19 protein-coding genes and 1 tRNA gene are annotated in these 24,449 nt (G+C 71.7%); 7 read left to right on the top strand and 13 right to left on the bottom strand.

From position 1 onward, the window contains the following. Positions 1-4 precede the first annotated feature (4 nt). From ASD48_RS07625 to ASD48_RS07600, 6 genes are all read right to left on the bottom strand, one after another. Positions 5-457 (bottom strand): hypothetical protein, encoded by a 453-nt coding sequence (locus tag ASD48_RS07625; RefSeq protein ID WP_057601060.1) that lies wholly within the window; start codon positions 455-457, stop codon positions 5-7. A 294-nt stretch (positions 458-751) separates the two neighbouring features. Further along, positions 752-1,354, bottom strand: coding sequence for an aminoacyl-tRNA hydrolase (gene pth, locus ASD48_RS07620; protein ID WP_057600596.1), 603 nt, complete (start codon positions 1,352-1,354; stop codon positions 752-754). 70 nt (positions 1,355-1,424) lie between these two features. Beyond that, on the bottom strand, positions 1,425-2,012 hold the full coding sequence (locus ASD48_RS07615) for a 50S ribosomal protein L25/general stress protein Ctc (protein WP_057600595.1): 588 nt from the start codon (positions 2,010-2,012) through the stop codon (positions 1,425-1,427). A gap of 177 nt (positions 2,013-2,189) precedes the next feature. Beyond that, positions 2,190-3,164 carry a ribose-phosphate diphosphokinase gene (locus ASD48_RS07610; RefSeq protein WP_020128448.1) on the bottom strand — a complete coding sequence of 325 codons (975 nt, stop codon included), beginning with the start codon at positions 3,162-3,164 and terminating at the stop codon, positions 2,190-2,192. 134 nt (positions 3,165-3,298) lie between these two features. Continuing rightward, the gene (gene glmU / locus ASD48_RS07605) at positions 3,299-4,747 is read right to left on the bottom strand and encodes a bifunctional UDP-N-acetylglucosamine diphosphorylase/glucosamine-1-phosphate N-acetyltransferase GlmU (protein ID WP_079073650.1); all 1,449 of its coding nucleotides are present in this window, start codon (positions 4,745-4,747) and stop codon (positions 3,299-3,301) included. A gap of 112 nt (positions 4,748-4,859) precedes the next feature. Then, positions 4,860-4,934: transfer RNA gene (locus tag ASD48_RS07600), tRNA-Gln, on the bottom strand. Between the two features lie 353 nt (positions 4,935-5,287). On the opposite strand from ASD48_RS07600, the gene ASD48_RS07595 reads away from it, so the two are divergent. After that, the gene (locus tag ASD48_RS07595; protein WP_057600593.1) at positions 5,288-6,574 is read left to right on the top strand and encodes a histidine kinase; all 1,287 of its coding nucleotides are present in this window, start codon (positions 5,288-5,290) and stop codon (positions 6,572-6,574) included. Positions 6,575-6,598: 24 nt separating this feature from the next. On the opposite strand, the gene ASD48_RS07590 is transcribed toward ASD48_RS07595, so the two are convergent. Then, a complete protein-coding gene (locus tag ASD48_RS07590) occupies positions 6,599-7,093 on the bottom strand; it encodes an SUKH-3 domain-containing protein (RefSeq protein WP_057600592.1) in 495 nt (164 codons plus the stop codon). Between the two features lie 85 nt (positions 7,094-7,178). Continuing rightward, positions 7,179-7,766 carry a YwqJ-related putative deaminase gene (locus ASD48_RS07585; RefSeq protein ID WP_199875659.1) on the bottom strand — a complete coding sequence of 196 codons (588 nt, stop codon included), beginning with the start codon at positions 7,764-7,766 and terminating at the stop codon, positions 7,179-7,181. Positions 7,767-8,073: 307 nt separating this feature from the next. Between ASD48_RS07585 and ASD48_RS07580 the strand changes: the two genes are divergently transcribed. The 3 genes from ASD48_RS07580 to ASD48_RS07565 all read left to right on the top strand — a co-directional run bounded on the left by ASD48_RS07580 (position 8,074) and on the right by ASD48_RS07565 (position 13,156). After that, positions 8,074-9,072 carry an SMI1/KNR4 family protein gene (locus ASD48_RS07580; RefSeq protein WP_057600591.1) on the top strand — a complete coding sequence of 333 codons (999 nt, stop codon included), beginning with the start codon at positions 8,074-8,076 and terminating at the stop codon, positions 9,070-9,072. An 8-nt stretch (positions 9,073-9,080) separates the two neighbouring features. Then, positions 9,081-12,071, top strand: a complete 2,991-nt coding sequence (locus tag ASD48_RS43140; RefSeq protein ID WP_107104235.1) for an SUKH-4 family immunity protein — start codon at positions 9,081-9,083, stop codon at positions 12,069-12,071. A 200-nt stretch (positions 12,072-12,271) separates the two neighbouring features. After that, positions 12,272-13,156, top strand: a complete 885-nt coding sequence (locus ASD48_RS07565) for a hypothetical protein (RefSeq protein ID WP_057600588.1) — start codon at positions 12,272-12,274, stop codon at positions 13,154-13,156. Positions 13,157-13,371: 215 nt separating this feature from the next. Here ASD48_RS07565 and ASD48_RS07560 read toward each other — a convergent pair whose 3' ends face one another. Then, complete coding sequence (locus ASD48_RS07560) at positions 13,372-14,247, bottom strand: LLM class flavin-dependent oxidoreductase (protein ID WP_057600587.1); 876 nt, start codon at positions 14,245-14,247, stop codon at positions 13,372-13,374. A 44-nt stretch (positions 14,248-14,291) separates the two neighbouring features. Continuing rightward, positions 14,292-15,311: an aldo/keto reductase gene (locus tag ASD48_RS07555; protein WP_057600586.1), complete on the bottom strand. Its 1,020-nt coding sequence runs from the start codon at positions 15,309-15,311 to the stop codon at positions 14,292-14,294. Between the two features lie 287 nt (positions 15,312-15,598). Between ASD48_RS07555 and ASD48_RS07550 the strand changes: the two genes are divergently transcribed. After that, positions 15,599-16,189, top strand: coding sequence for a TetR/AcrR family transcriptional regulator (locus ASD48_RS07550; RefSeq protein ID WP_057600585.1), 591 nt, complete (start codon positions 15,599-15,601; stop codon positions 16,187-16,189). 219 nt (positions 16,190-16,408) lie between these two features. On the opposite strand, the gene ASD48_RS07545 is transcribed toward ASD48_RS07550, so the two are convergent. The 3 genes from ASD48_RS07545 to ASD48_RS07535 all read right to left on the bottom strand — a co-directional run bounded on the left by ASD48_RS07545 (position 16,409) and on the right by ASD48_RS07535 (position 20,299). Further along, entirely contained in the window at positions 16,409-18,019 is a 1,611-nt protein-coding gene (locus ASD48_RS07545; RefSeq protein ID WP_057600584.1) for a cation acetate symporter, read from the bottom strand. After that, a complete protein-coding gene (locus ASD48_RS07540) occupies positions 18,016-18,444 on the bottom strand; it encodes a DUF485 domain-containing protein (RefSeq protein ID WP_057600583.1) in 429 nt (142 codons plus the stop codon). The genes ASD48_RS07545 and ASD48_RS07540 overlap by 4 nt, the downstream gene beginning before the upstream one ends. A 274-nt stretch (positions 18,445-18,718) precedes the next feature. Further along, positions 18,719-20,299, bottom strand: coding sequence for an MFS transporter (locus ASD48_RS07535; RefSeq protein WP_063887405.1), 1,581 nt, complete (start codon positions 20,297-20,299; stop codon positions 18,719-18,721). Positions 20,300-20,724: 425 nt separating this feature from the next. Here ASD48_RS07535 and ASD48_RS07530 point away from each other — a divergent pair, with 425 nt between their 5' ends. After that, on the top strand, positions 20,725-21,513 hold the full coding sequence (locus ASD48_RS07530) for an ABC transporter ATP-binding protein (protein WP_057600581.1): 789 nt from the start codon (positions 20,725-20,727) through the stop codon (positions 21,511-21,513). Next, positions 21,510-24,089, top strand: coding sequence for an FtsX-like permease family protein (locus ASD48_RS07525; protein ID WP_057600580.1), 2,580 nt, complete (start codon positions 21,510-21,512; stop codon positions 24,087-24,089). Before ASD48_RS07530 ends, ASD48_RS07525 begins: the two co-directional genes overlap by 4 nt. Positions 24,090-24,449: the final 360 nt, after the last annotated feature.

Here is a 24,449-nt window from a genome sequence, read left to right as displayed (position 1 = left end):
ACGTTCACACCGCGAGGAACGCCGCCGTCAGCAGCGCGACGCCCGACCCCGCCAGCACCCAGCCCACCCGCACCCGTCCCAGACCGCCCGCGACCACCACCGACGCCAGCAGCAGCGCCCCGCCCAGCGGCACCCACGCGTACAGGACCCCGGCCGGACCGGACCGCACCACCTCGTCACTGCCCGGCTTGATCACCACGGTGTAGATCCCGCCCTTGCGCACCGCGACCGACTTCTCGATCTCCACGCGCGCGCGTGCCGTCGATCCCGCGGACAGCGGTGTGTACGGCCCCGCGCAGGTGTCCGCACCGCACCGCGTCACCTCGACCGTGCCCTGCTCCCGGCCCTTCGTCAGCATCACGTGCTGCGCGGACCCCCAGGAACCCCAGACCCCCGCCAACAGGATCAGTACGGCGACCGCGCCCATCGCCACGAGCCGCCCGAGCCGCAACGCGATCCCCGAGGCCGAGCTCCTGGCCGGCCTGGATCCCTTGGCCGAGACCCCGGCAGCCCCCTTGGCCGATTCCGATCCCTTGGCCGAGCCGGAGCCGGAGCCGGAGCCGGAGCCTGAACCTGAGCCCGATCCCGGGCGCTCGGCCGTGACCGCGCCCTTGGCCGAGCTCTTGACCGAGGTCTTGGCCGAGCCCTTACGGGAGTGACCCCGGCGGCGGTGGGACGAGGCTGCTGTGGCAGGCATGGCCGGGATCATTGGCCATGCCTGAACGGCCCGTCAACCTCGGTGGGTGACAAGTCAGGAGTTGTACGTGCTTTGCGCCCGCTCCAGCCCCTCCAGCACCAGGGCCGCCGCCGCGTCCGCCGCACGGTCCACGAAGTAGTCCAGCTCCTTGCGCTCGGCCGAGGAGAAGTCCTTCAGCACGAAGTCCGCCACCTGCATGCGGCCCGGCGGCCGCCCGATCCCGAACCGCACCCGGTGGTAGTCCGGGCCCATCACCTTCGTCATCGACTTCAGACCGTTGTGCCCGTTGTCGCCACCGCCGAGCTTCAGCCGCAGCACGCCGTAGTCGATGTCCAGCTCGTCGTGCACCGCGACGATGTTCGCCACCGGCACCTTGTAGAAGTCCCGCAGGGCGTTCACCGGCCCGCCCGACACGTTCATGTACGACATCGGCTTCGCCAGCACCACCCGCCGGCTCCCCGTGCCGGGCGGACCCAGCCGGCCCTCGACGACCTGGGCCTGCGCCTTGCCCGCCCGCTTGAACCTGCCCCCGATCCGCTCGGCCAGCAGATCCGCCACCATGAATCCGACGTTGTGCCGGTTCATGGCGTACTCGGGGCCGGGATTGCCGAGACCCACGATCAGCCAGGGGGCGTTGGCGTCGGTCGTCACGTCCATGTCTCCTTGATATGCGCAGGCCGCCGCTTCCCGGAGGAAGCGGCGGCCGACGAAACGAGGTGCCGGGAAATCAGGCCTCGGTGCCCTCGGCCTCGGCGGACTCCGCCGGGGCCTCCTCCGCCTGGGCGGCCAGGACCTGGAGGACGACCGCGTCCTCGTCGGTGGCCAGCGTGGTGCCCTTGGGCAGCGGGATGTCCTTGGCGAGGATGGCCGCGCCGGCCTCGAGGCCCGCGATGGAGACGGTGACCGACTCGGGGATGTGGGTGGCCTCGGCCTCGACGTTCAGCGTGCTCAGCACGTGCTCGAGCAGGTAGGCGCCCGGGGCCAGCTCGCCCTCGGTGTGGACGTAGACCTCGACGTTGACCTTCTCGCCGCGCTTCACGAGGAGCAGGTCGACGTGGTCCAGGAAGCCCTTGATCGCGTCACGCTGGACGGCCTTCGGGATGGCCAGCTGGGTCTTGCCGTCGAGCTCGAGGCTGAGCAGGACGTTCGGGGTGCGCAGCGCGAGCTGGAGCTCGTGGCCCGGCAGCGTGATGTGCACGGGGTCGGCACCGTGGCCGTAGACCACGGCGGGAACCTTGCTGGCGCGGCGGATACGGCGGGCGGCGCCCTTGCCGAACTCGGTGCGGGTCTCGGCTGCGAGCTTGACCTCGGCCATGTTCACTCCTCGTAGAACTGGGGAAAGGTGGTCACCCGGCCAAACCGTCGGCCTGCTACGAAGAGCGCGTCGATAACGGACCGCCGCACACAGACGTGTACGGCCTCCCTCGCCGAGCAACTGTGGCAGTTTACGCGGCGGGAAGGCCGTACAGGAAATCGATCTAGAGGAGGACCGTCACTGCTCGTCGAAGAGGCTCGTCACCGAACCGTCCTCGAACACCTCGCGCACCGCGTTCGCGATCGTCGGCGCGATCGACAGCACGGTGATCTTGTCCACCTCGAGCTCGCCCGGCGTCGGCAGGGTGTTGGTGAAGATGAACTCGCTGACCTTCGAGTTCTTGAGGCGGTCGGCCGCCGGACCCGACAGCACACCGTGCGTCGCCGTCACGATGACGTCCTCGGCGCCGTGCGCGAACAGGGCGTCCGCGGCGGCGCAGATGGTGCCACCGGTGTCGATCATGTCGTCGACGAGCACACAGACCCGGCCCTTGACCTCGCCCACGACCTCGTGGACGGTCACCTGGTTCGCCACGTCCTTGTCGCGCCGCTTGTGCACGATCGCCAGCGGCGCTCCCAGCCGGTCGCACCAGCGGTCGGCCACCCGCACGCGGCCCGCGTCCGGGGACACGACCGTGAGCTTGTCGCGGTCGACCTTGCTGCCCACGTAGTCGGCGAGCAGCGGCAGCGCGAAGAGATGGTCCACCGGGCCGTCGAAGAAGCCCTGGATCTGGTCCGTGTGGAGATCCACCGTCAGGATCCGGTGCGCGCCCGCCGTCTTCATCATGTCGGCGATCAGACGGGCCGAGATCGGCTCACGGCCGCGGTGCTTCTTGTCCTGCCGGGCATAGCCGTAGAACGGCACGATGACGGTGATCGAGCGGGCCGACGCGCGCTTCAGCGCGTCGATCATGATCAGCTGCTCCATGATCCACTTGTTGATCGGAGCCGTGTGGCTCTGGATCAGGAAGCAGTCCGCACCTCGCGCCGACTCCTGGTAGCGGACGTAGATCTCACCATTGGCGAAATCGAAGGCCTTCGTCGGGACGACCCCGACACCCAGCTGGTGGGCGACCTCCTCGGCAAGCTCGGGGTGGGCGCGGCCGGAGAAGAACATCATCTTCTTCTCGCCGGTCGTCTTGATCCCGGTCACAGCACTGTCTCCTCAGAGGTGTCTCAGCTGGGTGTCGAGAGACCTCGCCGCTGGGCGCGACGGGGCCGTCTCAGCTGGTGGGGTGCGGGTGTGCACTTATCACGGTACGCCGTGTCCGACGTGCCTGTTTCCGGTCAGCTTTCGCTTTCCGCCTGGCGGGAGGCCGTCTCGGCCGCCTTCGCCGCCGCGCTGCCCGGGCGCTTGCGGGCCACCCAGCCCTCGATATTCCGCTGCTGACCACGGGCCACGGCCAGCGAACCGGGCGGCACGTCCTTCGTGATCACGGACCCGGCGGCGGTGTAGGAACCGTCCCCGACCGTGACAGGAGCCACAAACATGTTGTCCGAACCCGTGCGGCAGTGCGACCCGACGGTGGTGTGGTGTTTGTCCTGTCCGTCGTAGTTCACGAACACGCTCGCCGCGCCGATGTTGGTGTACTCGCCGATCGTCGCGTCACCGACGTAGGAGAGGTGCGGGATCTTCGTCCCCTCGCCGATGGAGGCGTTCTTGGTCTCGACATACGTGCCGATCTTGCCCTTCGCCCCGAGACGGGTGCCGGGACGCAGGTACGCGAACGGCCCCACGCTCGCGCCCGGACCGATGCGGGAGCTGTCGGACACGGTGTTGTCGACCCGGGCCCCCGCGCCGACCTGGGTGTCCTTGAGCCGGCAGTTGGGGCCGACCTCGGCGCCCTCGCCGAGGTGGGTGCTGCCGTGCAGCTGCGTACCGGGCAGGACGACGGCGTCCCGCTCGAAGGTGACGGTGACGTCGATCCAGGTGGTCGCCGGGTCGACGACGGTCACGCCGGACAGCATCGCGGCGGTCAGCAGCCGGTCGTTGAGGATGCGACGGGCCTCGCTGAGCTGCACCCGGTTGTTGATGCCGGCGATCTCCCGGTGATCGGCGGCGACGGACGCGCCGACCCGGTGACCGGCCTCCCGGAGGATCCCGAGGACGTCGGTCAGGTACTCCTCGCCCTGGCTGTTGTCCGTGCGGACCTTCTTCAGCGCGTCGGCCAGCAGCGGTCCGTCGAACGCGAAGACCCCGGAGTTGATCTCACGGATCGCGCGCACCGCGTCATTGGCGTCCTTGTGCTCGACGATCGCGGTGACGGTCCCGGAGGCGCCGTCCCGGACGATCCGCCCGTAGCCGGTCGCGTCCGGCACCTCGGCGGTGAGGACGGTGACGGCGTTCCCGTCCGCGTGGTGGGTGGCGGCGAGCTGGGCGAGGGTCGCGCCGGTGAGCAGCGGGGTGTCGCCGCAGACGACGACCACCGTGCCGTCGACGCCGCCGCCGAGCTGCTCGAGCCCCATCCGGACGGCGTGCCCGGTGCCGTTCTGCTCTTCCTGCACGGCGGTGCGTACGCCGGCGTCGACCTCGGCGAGATGCGCCGTGACCTTCTCCCGTGCGTGTCCGACGACGACGACGAGGTTCTCGGGGTCCAACTCACGGGCCGCGGCCAGCACATGACCCACGAGGGAGCGGCCGCTGATCTCGTGCAGGACCTTCGGTATGGCGGACTTCATACGGGTGCCCTCACCCGCTGCGAGAACGACGACGGCTGCCGGGCGAATGGCGCTCACGGAAGTTGCCCTTCGGCTGTGGAGTGGGGTGGGACATCCGAAGGATACCGGGGCGTTTCTTTGGGGACATGAGAGCGGGCCCTGACAGTGCTGTCAGGGCCCGATTCTGGTATGGCTCCCCCGCCAGGACTCGAACCCGGACATATGGCACCAAAAGCCACAGTGCTGCCAATTACACCACAGGGGAACAAGGGTGACTTAACCGGACATTTGGCCCGGCTGTCGTGTGGCGCCTTCTACTATGCCGCACCATCAGCCCTCGACGCGACGGTGTAGGCCGGTGCTCCCGACCGGTGCGGGCCGGTGCTCCGGACCATGATCACCCGAGGGCGGGCGGGCCGGGCCCCGGCAGGGGTGGTGGGAGTCGATCCCGCGCGGCGGGACCCGCGCCGGAATGGCCGGTTCCGCCCTCGAACAGGCGTGGTTCGGCAGTTCGAGGGATACCGGTGGGTTTCGATGCTGTTCGGTTACGGAGTGTGGTGTCGGCCGGTCGGGGAAAGTCGCCGGAAAAGCCGGGGGTCGCGCCCGTAGGCTGGAGGCATGACCACGACGGGGGAAGAGGACACGGCGGTCCCGGGAGGGCCGTGGTGGTGGGCCAGATGGCGGAGCGCGGCGTTCGACTGGAGCCTGGGGCTCGTGTCCGCCGTGGAGTGCGCGGTGGAGGGGGTTCCGTTCGCGCGGGACGCGGGGATCCCGTCGGCGGCGGGGGTGGTGTTCGGACTGCTCGCCGGGTCGGTCCTGGTGGTGCGACGGAAGTGGCCCATCGCGGTGGTGCTGGTGTCGATCGCGATCACCCCGGCCCAGATGGGCTACCTGATGGGCATCGTGGGGCTGTACACCCTCGCCGCCTCCGAGCTGCCCCGCCGGATCATCGCCTCGCTCGCGGGGATGCAACTGGTGGGCACGCTGATCGTGACGTTCGTGCGGGTGCGGCAGAGCATGGACCAGGGCCGGCTGACCATCGGCGACTGGTTCATCCCCTTCGCCGCCATCACGACCTCGCTGGGGCTCACCGCCCCGCCGCTGCTGCTCGGGATGTACGTCGGCGCCCGGCGGCGGCTCATGGAGAGCCTGCGGGAGCGGGCGGACAGCCTGGAGCGGGAGTTGCAGCTGCTCGCGGAGCGGGCGGAGGAGCGGGCGGAGTGGGCGCGCGGCGAGGAGCGCACCCGGATCGCCCGTGAGATGCACGACGTGGTCGCGCATCGCGTGAGCCTGATGGTCGTCCACGCCGCGGCGTTGCAGGCCGTTGCCCGCAAGGACCCCGAGAAGGCGGTGCGGAACGCGGCGCTCGTGGGTGACATGGGGCGGCAGGCGTTGACCGAGTTGCGGGAGATGCTCGGCGTGCTGCGCAGCGGCGGTCCGGGAGAGCGGGCGGCGTCGGTGCCGGTGGTGGCGGTGGGAGTGGCCGCCGCGGTGGTGGTGGAGGAGGGCGAGGGGCCGTGTCTGTCCGAGCTCGACGAGCTGGTGGGGCAGTCGGCGGCCGCGGGGATGGTCGTGGAGCTGCTGGTGGAGGGGGAGGTGCGGGCGTACGCGGCGGACGTGGAGCAGACGGCGTACCGGGTGGTGCAGGAGGCCCTGACGAACGTCCACAAGCACGCGGCGGGCGCCAAGACGCATGTGCGCCTGGCGCATCGCGAGGGGGAGATCGCGATGCAGGTGGAGAACGGCCCGCCGCCGGAGGTGTCGGCCTTGTCGGCGGGCTTCCCGTCGGGGGGCAACGGGTTGGTGGGGATGAAGGAGCGGGTGATGGCGCTGGGTGGGGTGTTCGTGTCGGGGCCGACGGAGGCGGGGGGCTTCCGGGTGTCGGCGGTGATACCGGCGTCGTAGCCCCCGGGAGCCCGCCCCGGCCGGTCAGCCGGCGGTGAGGCGGACGGGTTCGATGCCGGCGGCGAGCGCGCCGAGGGCCTGGTCGATGTCGGGTCCGAGGTACCAGTCGCCGGTGTGGTCGAGGGCGTAGACACGGCCTTCGGCGTCGATGGCGAGGATGCCCTGGGTGTCGGTCTCGGTGCCGAGGGGCGCGACGTCGGTGTCGAGGGCGCGGCCGAGGTCGGCGAGGGTGCGGGCGAGGTGGAGGCCGTGCAGGGGGTCGAGGTGGACGGTGCTGGGCGCGACCTGGCGGCCGGGGCCGGTGGGTGCGATGGTCAGACCGCCGAACTCGGCCCAGGCCTCGACGGCGGCGGGGAAGACGGCGTGCCGGTGGCCGGCGGGTGAGGTGTGTTCGCGCAGGGTGTCGGCCCAGATCTCGGCCTGCTTGATGTCCCAGCGTCCGGGTTGCCAGCCGGCGGCGCGCAGCGCGGCGTCGACGGGGACGGGGAAGCGTGTGGTGGAAGTGCGGTCGGGGTGCATCGGCCCTTCGTTCGTCGAGCTGGTGGTGCGTGGCCCGGTGGGGCCGTGGTGTCCTTCTGCGCGGGGGGTGACGGTAGGGGGCGGCTCAGCCGCCCGCGGTCGACGGGTCGACGATGCGGACGCCGAAGTGGGCGCTGAGCGCGGTGCAGGCGCGGCAGGGAGCGGCGAAACTGCCGTGCAGGGGGTCGCCGTCCTCGCGGATGCGGCGGGTGGTGAGTTTGGCCTGTCTGAGGGTCTTGCGTGCTTCGCCGTTGCTCATGGGACGACGCGCGGCGCGTCTGCTGCGGGCGGCGTCGGCGGCGGTGATGTGCCGCGAGATGAGGAGCGCCTCGGCGCAGCGTCCGGTGAAGCGGTCGCGCTGGGTGCTGGTGAGCGTGTCGAGGAAGTCCTGGACGAGCGGGTGCAGGGGCGGTGGCTGGTCGGCGCGGGCGGCGGTGCCGGTGAGGGTGGCGCCGCGGACGGAGAGGGCGGCGGCCACGGTGGGGAGTATGCCGTCGCGGCGGTGGCGGAGGACGGGCGCGTGCGGGGTCTCGGTGGCGGACCAGCCGATCCGGGGATCGCCGGACGGGCCGGTGTGCGGACCGCCGGTCCGGCCGGTGTCGTGGGCGGCCGTGTCGGCGGTGTACAGGTCGTCCGACCTGCCGGTGTGAGACCCCGTCTGAGTCGCGTTCATGATCGCTTTCCCCTCCCGTGCATCCCCCCGGACGTCACAGAGTGCCAAATGGCGTGGCGGGTGCGGAAGCTGGGGCGGTTCGACACGCCCGGGTTTGGGCGGGCTGTCACGGCGGGGTGACGGCTGGTCACGGAAGCGGAGGGCCGGTGACCGCTGTCCTCGTACCGCATAGGCTGTCGGCACCGTCGGCGCGCGGTTGACGCGCGTTGGAGATTGTTGGAGACAGTCGATACGGGGCGTGGTGGGTGGATCCGGAAGCGGAACCGGCCGCTGCGGGCCGTACAGAGTGCCGCAGGGGGCAACCGCCATGACGACAGGTCGGCTCGGGCAGCAAGCCGCGCCGCCGAACGCGGCCTATGCCGGGCAGGTCGTGCATTTCCCGGATCCGGTCCGGGCGGCACGGCACCCGAGAGGCGTGCGGATGGACGAGCGGGGTTACCCCGACTTCTCGCCGTATGCGCGAGCGGCCGCGGAGATCGCGGATCCGCCGGAGGGCTTCGGCGTGGACGAGTTGCGGCTGACGGACTACGTGTCGGCGAACGCGGTGCTGGCGGCGTCGGGCCACGAGCTGTGGGACACGGTGTCGAGCGTGGCGACACCGCACGGCTGGACGTGGCACCACGTCGTGGGTTCGCGGCGGCTGGAGCTGGTCCCGGTCGAGGTGAAGGCGCTGCTGCGGCATCACGGCGGGGTGTCGTCGGCGGTCGTGGACCAGGCGAAGCGCGGGACGCGGCCCCTTCAGGAGACGCGCCCGGTGCACTTCGGGCTCCCGAAGTCGGGCGTGGCGGTTACGGAACAGCAGGTCCAGGGGGTCGAGGAGGACCTGGGGTACCGGCTGCCGGGGGCGTACCGGTCGTTCGTGAAGGCGGCCGGCGGTTGTGCGCCGGTGGGCGCGGCCCTGGACGCGGAGCTGGGGCTCCTGGTCGACCAGCCGTTCTTCACGGTGCGCGACGAGGCGGCGGTCAACGACCTCGTGTACGTGAACAAGTGTCTGCGCGACCATCTGACGAAGGATTACCTGGGCGTCGCGTTCGTGCAGGGCGGGCTGCTCGCCGTGAAGGTGCGGGGCGAGCGGGCCGGTTCGGTGTGGTTCTGCGCGTACGACGACATCCGGGACGTCGATCCTGCGTGGTCGCCCGCGGAGCGCATGGAGCGGCTGTTGCTGCCGTGCGGTGAGGACTTCGACGTCTTCCTGTCGAGGCTGGCCGGTAATCCGCCGGAGCTGGAGACGGTGGCCAATCTGATGGTGGACGGCGGGTTCGCGCGTGTGGTGCCGGCGGCGGCCGCGTCTTCGGTGGGGGAGTGAGCTGGACGATGGTGACGTTCGCGCAGGCGCAGGAGCGCGCCGAAGAGTGGATCAACGGGGATGTGCCGGCGTACCAGCACCGTGAGGTGCGGGTGCGCGAGTTCGAGCTCGGGTTCGTGGTGTGGGCCGAGGACCGCGCGGAGGGACCGCGTTCGGACGGCGGCGCGCAGCGGCTGGTGATCGCCCGGGACAGCGGGGAGGCCACGCTGTGGCCGTCGGTGCCGGTGGGCGAGGTGATCCGCCGGTACGAGGAGGAGTACGGCCGTACGGACGCCCCGGCCGACGCGGTGCCGGCCCCCCCGGCGCGGGTGGATCTGAACCAGACGTCGTTCCTGTTGTCGCCGCCGGAGTGGCTGCAGGAGGCGGCGGACAAGCTGGGGATCGCCGATCGGCGGGAGGCCGGTTCCGGGGCCGGTTCCGGGAACGGTCCCGCGGCTCCCGCGGCCGGCTCCGGGAACGGTGAGGCTGCTTCGGCGCCCGGATCTGGCTCAGGTGCCGGTGCTCATGCGGGTGCGGGTGCGGGTTCCGGTTCGGCCGGTGCTGTGCCGGGCGGCGATCCCTCGCTGCCGCGGACCCAGGGCGGCGTGCCGGGGAACGGGCTGCCCGAGACACAGGCGGGGGTGCCCGCCGGTTCGGGTTCCGGTGGCTCGGCGGCGCCCGCCGCTCCCGTCGGGGCGACGCCGTGGGCGGGCACGGACACCAACGCCGACGCAGGTGACGACCGTTCCGTCTCGCTGCCCGCGACCGTCTTCGCGCCGCCGCTGAGCGGCTCCGACGACGAGGCGGTGCCGCCGGCGTCCGCGCCGGACGCCAAGACGGCGCTGATGTCGGGCGGCAGCGGGCTTCCGCGGACGGCGGTCGCCCCCGCGCTCGACGCTCCGGGGTCGGGCGGCACGGGGCCGGGTGGCGCCGGTGCGGCCGGGAACACACCGGCCTCCCCGACTTCCCCCACTCCTCCGACCCCGCCGACTGCTCCGGCTCCGCCGTCCGGTCCGTCCGGTGCGGGCGGTGCGGGCGGTTCGTCGTACGGCTACCCGCAGGGGCCGGGCGCGAGCGCGCCGGGTGGCCCCGGGGCTCCGTCCTCGTCCCCGGGTGTTTCTCCGGGTTCCTCTACGGATCCTTCCCTGTCCTCGTCCTCGGCGGCCGGTCCTGGTACGCCGCCTCCGGCCGGTCCGGGCGCGCCCGCGCGGCCGCTCGCCCCGAACGCCGGTGACATCGCGGACGCCGCGACCAGCAAGGCGGCGCCGCCGCCGCGTCGTCAGCGTGGCGGAGGGGCGCAGCCGCCGCCACCGCCGGGTGCGCCGGGAACGCCGGGTTCGCGACCGGGGAACACGCCTTCGCCCCCGCCGTCCGGTCCGGGTGCGCCCGGCACCCCGGCAGGTGGCTATGTGCCCACCCAGCTCGTGTCGTCGCTGGGCCCGGACGGTTCCGCGGGTCCGGGCGGTCCGGGTGGTCCGGGTGGTCCGGGTACGGGTCAGGGTGCGGGTGGTGCGCCACAGCCTCCCGGTGCGCCCGGTGTGCCCGGTGCGCCGAGCGCGCCCGCCGGGCCGAACCCGCCCGGGGGCACGCCTCCCGGCGGCGTTCACCACGCCGCGACGATGCTTGCCGACCCCGGTCGGATGGGACCGGGCGCGCCGCAGCCGCCCGGCGCTCCGGGTGCTCCGCACGCGCCTGGCGCGCCTGGCGCGCCTGGAGCTCCGGGCGCTCCGGGTATGCCCGGCGCGCAGGCCGCTCCGGGTGCCCCCGGTGCCCCCGGTGCACCGCAGGCTCCGGGCGTTCCCGGGTTCCCGGGTGCGCCTGGCGCACCCGGTGCGCCAGGCGCCGCTCACCATGCGCAGACCATGCTGGCCGGGCCCCAGGCGGGTGGCCCCGGCGCGCCTCCGCCGCCGGCTCCCGGTTTCCCGGGTGCCCCGGGCATGGCTCCCGCTCCCGGTACGGGGCCGGGCGTCCCCCAGCCCCCGATGCCGCCGGGCGGGCCGGTGCCGGGGCAGCCGCCCGCATACGGGTATCCGCAGCAGCAGGGGCTGCCGACGGTCGGCCCGGGCTATCAGGCCGTGCTGCGTTTTCGCGCGCAGGACGGCTCGGAGCAGCAGCTGATCCGGCGTTCGGCGCCGGGGACGCCGCACCCGGAGTGGCAGATCTTCCACGAGCTGCGGGCGATGAACGTGCCCCCGGACCAGGTCCTGGAGCTGCACACCGAGCTGGAGTCGTGCGAGCTGCCGGGCGCCTACTGCGCGCGGATGATGCGGGAGCAGTGGCCGCAGGCCAGGATCACGAGCATCGCGCCGTACGGCACGGATCACGCGAGCCGGCAGCAGGGCATGCAGCAGCTGCTGGCGCACCAGGGCGAGTTGCACCAGGTGGCGGACGGACCGGCGCGTCCGGCGCCCGTTCGGGCGCCGTTGCCGCCGGTGCAGCCCGCGCCGCCGTTGCCGCCCGAGGCGATCGGGCAGGAGCTGGCGGCGGTGTTCGGGCCGGCGGTGTTCCGCTTCGAGCAGGCCGCGGTGTCCCGGCAGGGCGTGCCGCCGGTGGTGGCGCACACCCTGGTGGTGGCGGGTCTGCCGGCGGACATGGGGCCGTTCTTCTGGGCGCAGGCCCAGCCGGGCCGGCCGGTGCCGACGCTGGCGGAACTGGCGGCCGAACGGGGCGTGCAGCCGGCGTCGGACGCGGGCTCGTACCTCGTCATGGGCAGTGACTTCGGCAAGGCGATCTGCGTGCAGTACGGCACGGCGAACATCGTCGCCGTGCCGGTGGAGGCGGGGCCGGGCGGTGCGCCCGTACCGCCGCAGTTCGTGAACACCGGGCTGCCCGAGTTCGCGCGCTGTCTGGCGCTGCTGGGGCGGATGTGGCGGCTGCGGTTCGGCCTGAACCAGGAGCAGGCGGGTCGCTGGACCGTCGACTTCCAGGCCCAGTTGGCCTCGCTCGACCCGGCGGCCCTCGGTTCGCCCGAGAGCTGGTGGTCGGTGCTGCTGGAGCAGATGTGGGACGGACTGCTGTGACGAGCGGTCGTCGCGCCTCGTAAGGACGCGCGGGACATGAAGGGGCCGGACCCGGTCGGATGATCGGGCCCGGCCCCTTTGTGTTCGGGGCCGGCCGTGACCTGTGCGCGGAGTGTCGCGTTATGAACACTTGCGCCCGATCCATCAAGATATGCGCGAAATAATCATGTCGTGTCCATCGGGTGGCGAGGGGTTACAGGATGAGCAGCGCATCGATGTCACCGCCGGGGTTCATGACCGTTCGAGGCCGTGGCTACCGCCCGGAACAGGTCGAGGCGTACACCGCCGCCCTCTGCGCCGCCCGGGACGCCGCGTGGGAACGGGCCGCCCGGCTCACGGTGCTCGCCAGGGAGATGGAGGAGGAGGCCGAGGAGCTGCGCGAGGTGGTGACCCGGCTCGCGCCGCAGACGTACGACTCCCTCGGGGAGCGCGCACGGCGCATTCTCCAGCTCGGGCTGGAGGAGGCGGCGGCGGTCCGCGACAACGCCCGGAGCGAAGCGCGCGAGCACATCGCATACGTCGAGACATGCGCCGTCGATGTGCGCCGCGCGGCGCAGGAGGAGGCGGACGCGCTGCGCGCGGAAGCCGAGGAACGCGCCCGCCAGCGGTTGCTCGAGGCCCGCGCCGAGGCCGACGAGCTCCGCATCGGCACCCGGCGCGAGGTCAAGGAGTATCGAGGCGAGGCGCTGGCCGCCCTGCGCGAGGTGCGCCAGCGCACCGCCGCCATGCTCGCCGAGCAGGAGAAGGAGCAGGCCGAGCGGTGGGCCGCGGCGGAGCGCGAGGAGGCCGAACGGGCCGCCGCCCTCGACGCCCGGCACGATCGGGCCGTCGCCCGCGCCGAGGCGGCGCTGTCCGAGGCCGAGCAGGCGTTCGCGGAGGCCGGGGAGTCGGCCCGCATCCGTCAGGAGGAGGCACACGCGCGTGCCGCCGAGCTTCTCGCGGAGGCGCGCGCCCGGGAGGAGCGCGTCGTCCACGAGACGGAGCGGGTGCTGCGGGAGCACGGCGAACGCCGGGACGACGTGCAGGCGCACATGGACCACGTACGCAACAGCCTGAGCGCACTCACCGGTCGCGCGGTCGACTAGGACCTGCTGAGAGGACCTGCTGAGATCAGGAACGGACGCGACCGGGGCATCTCGGGATCGCGACCAGCCGAGACCAGGGCCTGCCGCGACCAGGGCCTGCCGCGACCAGGGCCTGCCGCGACCAGGGCCTGGCGTGACCGGGACCTGGCGTGACCCGAGCGCATTTGTCGGCCCACACGGTCACACGGTGACGCCGCCGCGCGGGCGCGCGGTGTCTACGACGACGGGATGACGATCTTGTCGGCGACCCACCGTGCGGCGTCGGCGGGGTAGGGCGTCGGCAGTCCGAGGACGACGTGCCGGAAGCCGGCGCCGATCGCGTCGCCGACCGCGTCCCGGGTGGCGTCGGGCCGGTCGTAGGAGACGGGCAGATGGATCGAGCGGGTGATCGAGGCGGGATCGCGGCCGATCTCGGCGCAGTAGCGGTCCAGGAGCGCGCTGCGGCGGACGACGTCGTCGAGGTCGCCGCCCGGGATGTTCCACAGGTCGGCGTGCTCGGCGGCCACGCGCAGCGTCGCGGCAGAGCGGCCGCCGACGAGGATCGGCGGGTGGGGGCGCTGGACGGGCTTGGGGTTGCCGAACGCGCCGGTGAGCTGGTGGTACGTCCCGTCGAAGTCGAACGGCTTCTCCTCGGTCCACAACCGTCGGATCACCGTGCAGGCTTCGGCGAGGCTCCCGACGGCGTGCGCGGTGTCGTGGAAGGGCAGGCCGTGCGCCGCGTACTCGCGCCGGGCCAGCGGGTGGTCGGGGCGCGAGCCGACCCCGATGCCGAAGTCGAGCCGTCCGCCGGAGACGATGTCGACGGTCGTGGCGATCTTGGCCAGCATCGCGGGCGGCCGGAAGCGGTTGCTGGTCACCATGACGCCGAGCCGCAGCCGTCGGGTCTGGGCGGCGAGCGCCGAGAGCAGGGTCCAGCCTTCGTGGGCGGGTCCGTCGGGGTCGCCGCCGATCGGCATGAGGTGGTCGAACAGCCAGGCGTGCTCGATCTCCGGGATCGCGTCCGCCTCGCGCCAGATTCTCAGGACGTCGTGGTAGTCGACCTGCATGGGGGCGGTCATGATCCCGAAGCGGGGCCGGGGTGTGGGTGACATGGAGTGGTCGATTCCTTCGGTGAGGGTGAGGCCGTCCGGCGTGGTCAGCGCCGCCGCAGTGACGGGTCGAGAAGCGCGGGCGGGGTGTCGAACTTCTCGTGTGCGGCAAGGTCGGTGCCCGGGGCCACGACGTCGTCGATCGCGTCGAGCACATCGGCGGAGAGCACGGTGTCCGCGGCGGCGAGCTGTGCGCGCAGATGGTCCGGAGTGCGGGGGCCGATGAGCGCGCTCGTCACGGCGGGATGCGCGGTCACGAAGCCGAGCGCGAGCTGGATCATGGTCAGCCCGGCCTCGTCGGCGACCGCGGCCAGCCGTTCTACGGCGTCGAGCCGGGCCCGGTTGGCGGGAACGGCGGTGTCGAAGCGTTGCGGCATGAACGTCGAGCGGCTGGTCGTGACGGGCCGGCCCTCGCGGATCGCGCCGGTGAGCCAGCCCGAGGCCAGCGGGCTCCACACCAGGACGCCGAGCCCGTACTCCTCGGCCACGGGCAGGACGTGGGTCTCGATGCCGCGCTGGAGGATCGAGTAGCTGGGCTGCTCGGTGACGTAGCGGCTCAGGTGGTGCTCGCGGGCGGCCCACTGGGCCTGCACGATGCGGTAGGCCGGGAAGGTCGAGGAGCCGAAGTGGCGGATCTTTCCGGCGCGCTGGAGGTCGGTCAGCGCCGAGAGCGTCTCCTCGTCGCTGGTGCTCGGGTCCCATCGGTGGATCTGGTAGAGGTCCACGTGGTCGACGCCGAGACGGCGCAGGCTGTTGTCCAGCTCGGTGACGAGCCAGCGGCGCGAGCTGCCCCGCCGGTTGCGCTCGTCGCCCATGGGCATGCCGGCCTTCGTGGCCAGCACGATGTCGTCGCGGCGGCCGGCGATGGCCTTGCCGACCATCTCCTCCGACTCGCCGTCGCTGTACATGTCGGCGGTGTCGATCAGGTTGATCCCGGCTTCGAGGGCGGCGTCGACGAGGGCGGTGGCCTCGTCCTGGCCGGTGCGCCCGATCCTGCCGAAGTTCATCGCGCCGAGTGCGAGGGAGCTGACCTGTACACCGGTGCGGCCCAAGGTGCGGTACTGCATGACCGTTGTCTCCTCTTCGAGGATGAGGCGTCGTGTCGCCACGCGTGCGTGGCGTGGTCACGGGCCCGCCGCTCTGGCATGATGAGCAAACGGAACCGTGTCCCGTTTGAACATACGGAACGCTGTTCCGTTTAGCAACAGGGTGGATGGCGGGCCGGCCGCGCAGAGCGGGCCGGGCGGTGGACAAACGGGAAACGGGCAAGCAGGCACATGAGTGAGCAGGCACTGAGCGAGCGGGCGCTGAGCAGGCGGGCAGTGGGCAGGCCGGCGGAGGAGAGGGCGGCGCGGTGAACGACGGCGACCCGGGTGCGGGGCACACGGCCCGGCCTCAGCGGGCGGACGCCCGGCGCAACAAGGAGACCCTGCTCGACGCGGCCGCCGCGATCTTCGTGACGGCGGGCGTGGAAGCGCCGGTGCGGGACATCGCGGCCCGGGCCGGCGTCGGGACGGCCACGATCTACCGGCACTTCCCGACGCGGGCGGACCTCATCATCGCCGTCTACCGGCACCAGGTCGACGCCTGTGCCGAGGCCGGTCCGGCCCTGCTGGCGGAAGGTCCGACCCCGTACGCCGCGCTGGGGCGATGGATCGACCTCTTCGTCGACTTCCTGGTCACCAAGCACGGACTCGCCGCCGTGCTCCAGTCCGACAGCACGGGCTTCGAGACGCTGCACGCGTACTTCCTCGACCGGCTCGTGCCCGTGTGCGGCCGACTGCTCGACGCCGCGGCCGCCTCCGGTGAGATCCGGCCCGACCTCCAGGCCTACGAGGTCATGCGCGGCGTCGGCAACCTGTGCATCGGCGCGGACAACGATCCCCGGTACGACCCGCCCCGACTGGTCGAACTACTCGTAGCGGGACTGCGTCGTCCGCATTGACGGCATTGACGGCATTGACGGCATTGACGGCGTCATCCGCATTGACCGACATGACCGTACTGACGGTACTTAGTGCACGGACTGCACGGACTGCACGGACTGCACGAACTTCACGGACTGTACGGACTGGGCGACCGGCGTCAGGCGGCCGGCTCGGCGCGGGCGGTGTGGTGCGGTCAGTGTGGGGCGGTCGCGGGTGAGTGCCCGCACCGCCCTCGCTCACGCCTCCCTGCGCCCCGCGCCCGCCAGGATCCAGCCCTCCACCGCCTCGTACTGACGGCGCTGCTCCTCCGCCTTGCGGCGCCCCGAGACCACCGTGCCCAGCCAGCCGAAGGCGAAGCCCAGGGGGACGGTGACGATGCCCGTGGTGGTGAAGGGGAACCAGTTGAAGTCCGCCTCGGGGAAGGCGGAGACGGGCGAGCCCGAGACCAGGTTGGTGCCCGGCATGAGGATCAGGACGGAGAGGGTGCCGCCGATGAGGGTGGCGAGCAGGCCCGTCCGTGTGTAGCGGCGCCAGAAGAGGCTGTAGACGAGGGCGGGGGCGAGCGCCGAGGCGCCGAGGCAGAAGGAGAGCGTGACCAGGGGCTGGAGGCTGCGGTGCTGGACCTGGGCGGCGAGCAGGATCGTCGGGACGCCGACGGCCAGCGCGGACAGCCGGGCCAGGAGCATCTCGCGACGCGCCGACATGTGCGGATCGCGTGCCGCGAAGACGTCGTGGGCGAGGGAATTGGCGCAGGCGAGGATCATGCCGGCGACCGAGGCGAGCACGGTGAGGAAGATCGCGGTAGTGACCGTCGTGAAGAGCAGGGTCTCGGCCGTGGACACCTCGCTGCCGAAGGCGCCCCGGGAGCCCAGCAGGTAGGCGGTGTTGCCCTGCGGGTCCGCCTGCGCGATCACCGCGCGGCCGACGATCGCCGTCGCGCCGAAGCCGACGACCGTCATGATCAGCACGAAGAGTGCGACGCCGGAGACCGCCCAGGACATCGACCGGCGCACCTGACGGGCGCTGGAGGCGGTGTACATGCGCATGGTGATGTGCGGCAGACAGGCGCCGCCCAGGACGACCGACAACTGGGCGGTGATCATGTCGACGCGGGGGAAGGGGCCGCCGGCGAACTCCAGCCCCGAGTGCAGGAAGGCGTCACCGACCCCGCTGCCTTCGGCCGCCGCGTCGAAGAGGGTGCCCGGGTTCCAGTCGAAGCGGTACAGGACGAGCACGGCGATGACCGTGCCGGAGCCGAGCAGCATCACGATCTTCAGCATCTGGATGAGGGCGGTGCCCTTCATGCCGCCGATCGCCGCGTAGCTGATCATCAGCACGCCCATGCAGACGACACAGCCCGTCTTCACCGAGGCCCCGGAGAACCCCAGGATGAAGGCGAGCAGCTGCCCGGTGCCGGCGAGTTGCACGAGCATCATCGGCAGCAGCGCGGCGAGTGTCACCGCGCACGCCGTGATGCGCACCGCCCGCCCCGGCATGCGGCGGGCCAGCGCGTCGCCCATGGTGAACCGGCCCGCGTTGCGCAGCGGTTCGGCCAGCAGGAACATCATCAGCATCAGGGAGAGTGCCGTACTGAGGGCGAGGACGACACCGTCGTAGCCGCACAGCGCGATCACCCCGCCGGTGCCCAGGACGGTGGCCGCCGAGATGTAGTCCCCCGCGATGGCCAGCCCGTTGCGCAGCGGGGAGAGGGAGCGGTAGCCGGTGTAGAACTCGGCGAGGTCGTCGCGGTCGGGGCCGGTCATCACGCACAGCAGCAGTGTGATCGTGGCGATCGCGGTGAACGCGACGAGGGACATCGTCTGTGCGTCGTCGCTGAACTCCGTCATCGTCCGGCCTCCTTGGTACGGGTTCCGCGCGCGTCCCGCTTCGCGTCGATCTCGGAGAGTTTGCGGATGCGGTCCGCGAGCGGGTCCACATGGCGGCGGGCGGTCCGCTCGTACAGGACGATCGCCAGGCAGGTGACCGGGAGTTGCAGCAGGGCGAGCAGCAGCCCCGCGGGGAGGCCGGTGGCCACCCTGCCGGTCATCAGGGACGGCGCGTACGCCGACAGGACCAGGAAGACGACGAAGTAGCCGAGCGCGGTGAGGGTGGCCACCCGCCGCTGGCGGCGGTAGGCGCCGCGCAGGACCCGAAGATCGCTGTGGTGCCCCAGCGGGGCGTGGTCGGCCGGCCGGCGCCGAGGTGGCTCGGGCGGCTGGGGTGGCGGCTGCCATGGGTAGGTCGGGCCGGGGTGTGACGGGTCGTGTGACATCCCGTGCTCCTTGCGTGGCTCGGGTCCGTGGCGGCGGACCGCAGGGAGTGGGGGGTGGTGCGAGGGACGCACGTTACTCGGGAGTACGGCGGCTGCGAAGGGTTTTCACCAAACTGAGTGGTCGGTATGCGCTTACTGCGCGAAATGCCGCCTGACCTGGGGTGTTACCCGCGTTAACACCACGCCCGTGTGGTTCCTGTGGCATCTGTGGCGATCATCTTCACAGAAGCGTGGTGGGGCCATCTGTCGGGCCGTCGGCCGGGCCGTCGCTCCGTCAGTCCGTCAGTACGGGGAACCGGCGCGGTGCCACGCACAGCAGCACCAGGAAGGCGAGTGCCGCCGCGCAGGACGCGCCCAGATAGACGGCGTGCACCGCGCTCGCGACGGCGTCCCGGACGGCCTCGGGTGCCGTTTCGGCGGCGAGGGCGCGGGTGACGGAGTCCAGATCGCCCGCGCCGCCCAGCCGGGCCGCCAGCACCCCGTTGGCGACCGCGCCGAACACCGACGCGCCGATCGTCTGCCCGGTCTGACGGCAGAACAGCACGGACGCGGTCGTGGTGCCGCGTTCCGACCAGCCCACCGTCGACTGCACGCCGACCAGGAGAGGGAGCTGGAAGAGGCCCAGTGCGGCGCCGAGCAGCAGCATCAGCAGGGCCGGCTGCCAGGCCTGGCCGGGATACGGCAGGAACGGGAACGCCAGCAGGATAAGCGTCGCCGCGCCGATGCCCAGCAGTGCCGTGTCACGGAAACCGATGCGCCGGTAGACGTGCTGGCTGAGGGCGGCGGACAGCGGCCAGCTCAGCGTCCAGACGGAGAGGACGAACCCCGCGGTCACCGGGCCCAGGCCCAGCACCGACTGGGCGTACGTCGGCAGGAACACCGTCGGGGCCACCATGAGCAGACCCAGCGCGCCCAGTGCGAGGTTGACCGCCGCGATCGTGCGGCGGCGCCACACCCAGCCCGGGATGATCGGCTCAGCCGCCCGGCGTTCGATGACGACGACGAGCCCGGCCAGCGCCAGCCCGGCACCGAACAGGGCGAGTGACGGCCCCGACAGCCATGGCCACGCCACCCCGCCCTGCACCAGCGCGGTCAGCAGCACCCCGCCGCACGCGAACACCGCCAGCGCGCCCGCCCAGTCGACACGCGCGCGTGCACGCGTAGCGCCATGCGTCGCGCGTGCCCGCGTCGTGCGTACCCGCGACCAACCACGCGCGCGTGGAGGCGGCTTCTGTCCGGACGGCGACGACTGCCGCTGCGGTTCGTGCAGGTGACGGACGATCAGCCACAACGCCACCGCCCCGATGGGCAGGTTGATGAGGAAGATCCAGCGCCAGTCCGCGTAGGCGGCGAGGACCCCGCCCAGGCCGGGCCCCGCGACCGCCGAGACCGCCCACACCGTGGACAGCTTCGACTGGATTTTCGGCCGCTCCTTCAGCGGATACAGGTCGGCGGCGAGCGTCTGCACCGTGCCCTGCAAGGCCCCGCCGCCCAGCCCCTGCACGACGCGGAACGCGATCAGCGCCCCCATGTTCCAGGCCAGGGCGCACAGCAGCGAGCCGAGCAGGAAGAGGGCCGCGCCGGTGATCAGCACCGGTTTGCGTCCGAAGGTGTCGGACAGCTTGCCGTAGACGGGCAGGGTGACCGTCACGGCGAGCAGATAGCCGGAGAACAGCCAGGAGAAGACGGAGAACCCGCCCAGGTCGCCGACGATCTGCGGGACGGCCGTGGAGACCACGGTGGAGTCGAGGGCGGCCAGCGCCATGGAGAGCATGAGGGCGGCGACGACCGCTCCCCGTCTGCCCGGCGCGGTCGGCCGCGCGGCCTCGCGTGTCGCCGGTTGGATGTCCCCCACCTGATGCCCCCGTATCTCCCGTGCCCCTTGCATCTAACTGCCGGGGTCAGCTTCCCACTTGACCCTCGCGTCGCGGGAGGGTGGAGCCTGACTGGGCCGGAGGGTGGAGACAACCCCGAAGGATCTCCACCTGGCGGTGGACGGCCCCTAGGGGTACCTCCGTACCAGGGCTCGGGGAGGGTTCGTACTGCCGGAGGAGGAGAGGGGCGGGGTCCCGTCCTTAACCTGGCTTTACGCCGCTGGGGGGCGGCCGGCACCACTTCCGGGGGGTGGGGTTAACCCCCCGGAAAGACGGGCCCGAGCACCAGCGCGGGGGACACCCTCCCGCCGACAGACTCTTCGACGTAGCGCCTCGCACCATCTTGGTCGTCCGATGCGCCGCGCATCCGCTTTCGACATTCGACTTTCGACATAGGAGATTTACCGTGACTTCGGCTGTGACCATTCCCAGGCACGGGGGCACTGGAGGGCGTACGGCCGTAGCCGCGCGGGCGCGGCAGGTCGTCAAGGCGTACGGGTCCGGTGAGACCCGCGTCGTCGCCCTGGACCATGTCGACGTGGACATCGCCCGCGGTCAGTTCACCGCGATCATGGGCCCCTCGGGGTCCGGCAAGTCCACACTGATGCACTGCCTCGCCGGTCTCGACACCGTCTCGTCCGGGCAGATCTACCTGGACGAGACCGAGATCACCGGGCTCAAGGACAAGAAGCTCACCAAGCTGCGCCGGGACCGGATCGGGTTCATCTTCCAGGCGTTCAACCTGCTCCCCACGCTCAACGCGCTGGAGAACATCACGCTGCCGATGGACATCGCCGGCCGCAAGCCGGACAAGGCGTGGCTGAGCCAGGTCGTGGAGACCGTCGGACTCGCCGACCGCCTCAGGCACCGGCCCACCCAGCTCTCCGGCGGTCAGCAGCAGCGCGTCGCCGTGGCGCGCGCCCTCGCCGCCCGTCCGGAGATCATCTTCGGGGACGAGCCGACCGGAAACCTCGACTCGCGCGCGGGTGCCGAGGTACTGGGCTTCCTGCGCCGTTCGGTGGACGACCTGGGCCAGACCATCGTGATGGTCACACACGACCCGGTGGCGGCCTCCTACGCCGACCGCGTGCTGTACCTCGCGGACGGCCGGATCGTCGACGAGATGTTCAAGCCGACCGCCGAGACCGTCCTGGACCGGATGAAGGACTTCGACGCGCGGGGGCGTACGTCATGACCGTCATGAAGACCTCGATGCGCAACTTCTACGCGCACAAGGGACGCATGGCCCTGTCGGCCGTGGCGGTCCTGCTGTCGGTGGCGTTCGTCTGCGGGACGCTCGTCTTCACCGACACGATGAACACCACCTTCGACAAGCTCTTCGCCAGCACCTCCTCCGATGTGACGGTGAGCGCGAAGGGCGCCTCGGACACCGGCGAGACGACCTCCGACAACGGGAAGCCGCCGGTCATGCCGGCCTCCGTGCTCGGTGCCGTCCGCAAGGCGGACGGGGTGAAGTCGGCGGAGGGCACCGTCTTCTCGACCTCCGCGACCGTCGTCGACGCCGACAAGGACAGCCTGTCGCCCACCAGCGGCGCGCCGACCATCGTCGGCAACTGGAACGGCAACGACGCGCGCACCATGGAGATCACCGACGGTGCGGCGCCCAAGGGCTCCGACCAGGTGATGGTGGACGCGGACACCGCCGACAAGCACCACCTGAAGCTCGGCGACGAGATCGGCGTGATCACCGCGGTCGGTACGCACAAGGCGAAGATCTCCGGCATCGCCGCCTTCCAGGTCACCAACCCCGGCGCGGCGATCTTCTACCTGGACACGAAGACCGCCCAGGAGGCCCTGGTCGGCGAGTCGAACGTCTACACGAACGTCAACGTGACGGCCGCGTCCGGTGTGAGCGACGCGCAGCTGAAGAAGAACGTGGCGGCCGAGATCGGCACCGGCTACAAGGTGCAGACCGCGAAGGAGACCGCCGACGCCAACCGCGAGAGCGTCGGGGGCTTCCTGGACGTGATGAAGTACGCGATGCTCGGCTTCGCCGGGATCGCCTTCCTCGTCGGCATCTTCCTGATCATCAACACCTTCTCCATGCTGGTCGCGCAGCGCACCCGTGAGATCGGCCTGATGCGCGCCATCGGCTCCAGCCGCAAGCAGGTCAACCGGTCCGTTCTCGCGGAGGCCCTGCTGCTGGGCGTGGTCGGCTCACTCCTCGGCGTCGGCGCGGGCGTCGGCATCGCGGTCGGGCTGATGAAGCTCATGAGCATGACCGGCATGAACCTGTCCACGGACGACCTGACGGTCGCCTGGACGACCCCGGTGGTCGGCATGGCCCTCGGCATCGTCGTCACGGTGCTCGCGGCCTACCTCCCGGCCCGCCGGGCCGGCAAGGTCTCCCCGATGGCAGCGCTGCGCGACGCCGGCGCCCCCGCCGACGCCAAGGCGGGCGCCGTACGGGCCGTCATCGGCCTGCTCCTCACCGGCGCCGGCGGCTTCGGCCTCTACCTCGCCTCGGCCGCCGACAAGGCCGCCGAGGGCTCGCTCTGGCTCGGCCTGGGCGTGGTGCTGAGCCTGATCGGGTTCGTGGTGATCGGCCCGCTGCTGGCGGGCGTGGTGGTCCGGGTGCTGGGCGCGATCGTGCTGCGGGCCTTCGGCCCGGTCGGACGGATGGCGGAGCGCAACGCGCTGCGCAACCCGCGCCGCACCGGCGCCACCGGCGCCGCCCTGATGATCGGCCTCGCGCTGGTCGCCTGTCTGTCGGTGGTCGGCTCCTCCATGGTGGCCTCCGCCACGGAGGAACTCGACAAGAGCGTCGGCACGGACTTCATCATCCAGAGCGACGGTGGTCAGCTGATGACCCCGCAGGCGGTGCAGGCCATCAAGTCGACGCCGGGCCTGGAGCGGGTCACCGAGTACAAGTGGACCGAGGCAGACTTCACCACCCCCGACGGCAAGACGCTCGACAAGACGGCGATCACGGCGGCCGACCCGACCTACGCGACCGACCTGCGCGTCGAGACCGTCGCCGGCAAGCTCGCCGACGCGTACCGTCCCGACTCGATGTCCGTCCACGAGAAGTTCGCCGAGGACCACAAGATCACCCTCGGGTCCAAGATCTCGGTGGCCTTCAAGAACGGCTCCACCGCCCGGCTGACGGTCCGCGCGATCACCAGTAGTGACGCCGTCATCGACCAGGGCGCGATGTACACCTCCATCGCCACCCTCAAGAAGTACGTCCCGGCCGACAAGCTGCCCCTCGACGACCTGGTCTTCGCCACGGCGAAGGACGGTCAGCAGGATGCCGCGTACACCTCCCTGAAGTCGGCGCTGCACGACTACCCGCAGTACACCGTCCGCGACCAGACCGACTACAAGCAGGAGCTCAAGGACCAGATCGGGCAGCTGCTGAACCTGATCTACGGCCTGCTCGCCCTCGCGATCATCGTCGCCGTCCTCGGCGTGGTGAACACCCTCGCCCTGTCGGTGGTGGAGCGCACGAGGGAGATCGGCCTGATGCGGGCGATCGGTCTCTCCCGCCGCCAGCTGCGCCGCATGATCCGCATGGAGTCGGTCGTCATCGCCCTCTTCGGCGCCCTCCTGGGCCTCGGCCTGGGCATGGGCTGGGGTGCCACCGCCCAGCAGCTCCTCGCTCTCCAGGGCCTGAACGTCCTCGAGATCCCGTGGCCGACGATCATCGGTGTGTTCATCGGCTCCGCCTTCGTGGGCCTGTTCGCCGCGCTGATCCCGGCGTTCCGCGCGGGCCGCATGAACGTCCTGAACGCGATCGCGACGGACTAGCCCCACCCGAACCGTCCCACCCGAACCATCCCCACCCCGAACCAGCCCGGCACCGAGAAGAACGGGGGTCTTCTCGGTGCCGGGCTCTTGCGTGCTCCTGGGCGCTCTTCCAGCCGGTCCGGCGTTCGCGGGCGAGGCCGTTCAGCCCGAAAGCGGGGTGTCTGGGGGCGCGGCACCCAGGGCCGGGAAGGGAACGGGCGGCGGAGGCGAGAAAAGGCGTGCACGGCCCCCACCGCCCCCGTGGTTGTCCACAGCCCCCGGCGAACCACCCCGCCCCGACGTACGCTGGACACCCCCGGCCCGTGACACGCGTCGGGCCCTTCGCGTTGCCCACCCCGGACCCCGGTACGCCCGCCCCCG

This window comes from Streptomyces sp. Root1310 (assembly GCF_001426425.1).
Lineage (GTDB): Bacteria > Actinomycetota > Actinomycetes > Streptomycetales > Streptomycetaceae > Streptomyces.
The sequence above is the reverse complement of the archived record's forward strand: the minus strand, read 5'-3'. Positions and strand labels throughout refer to the sequence as shown.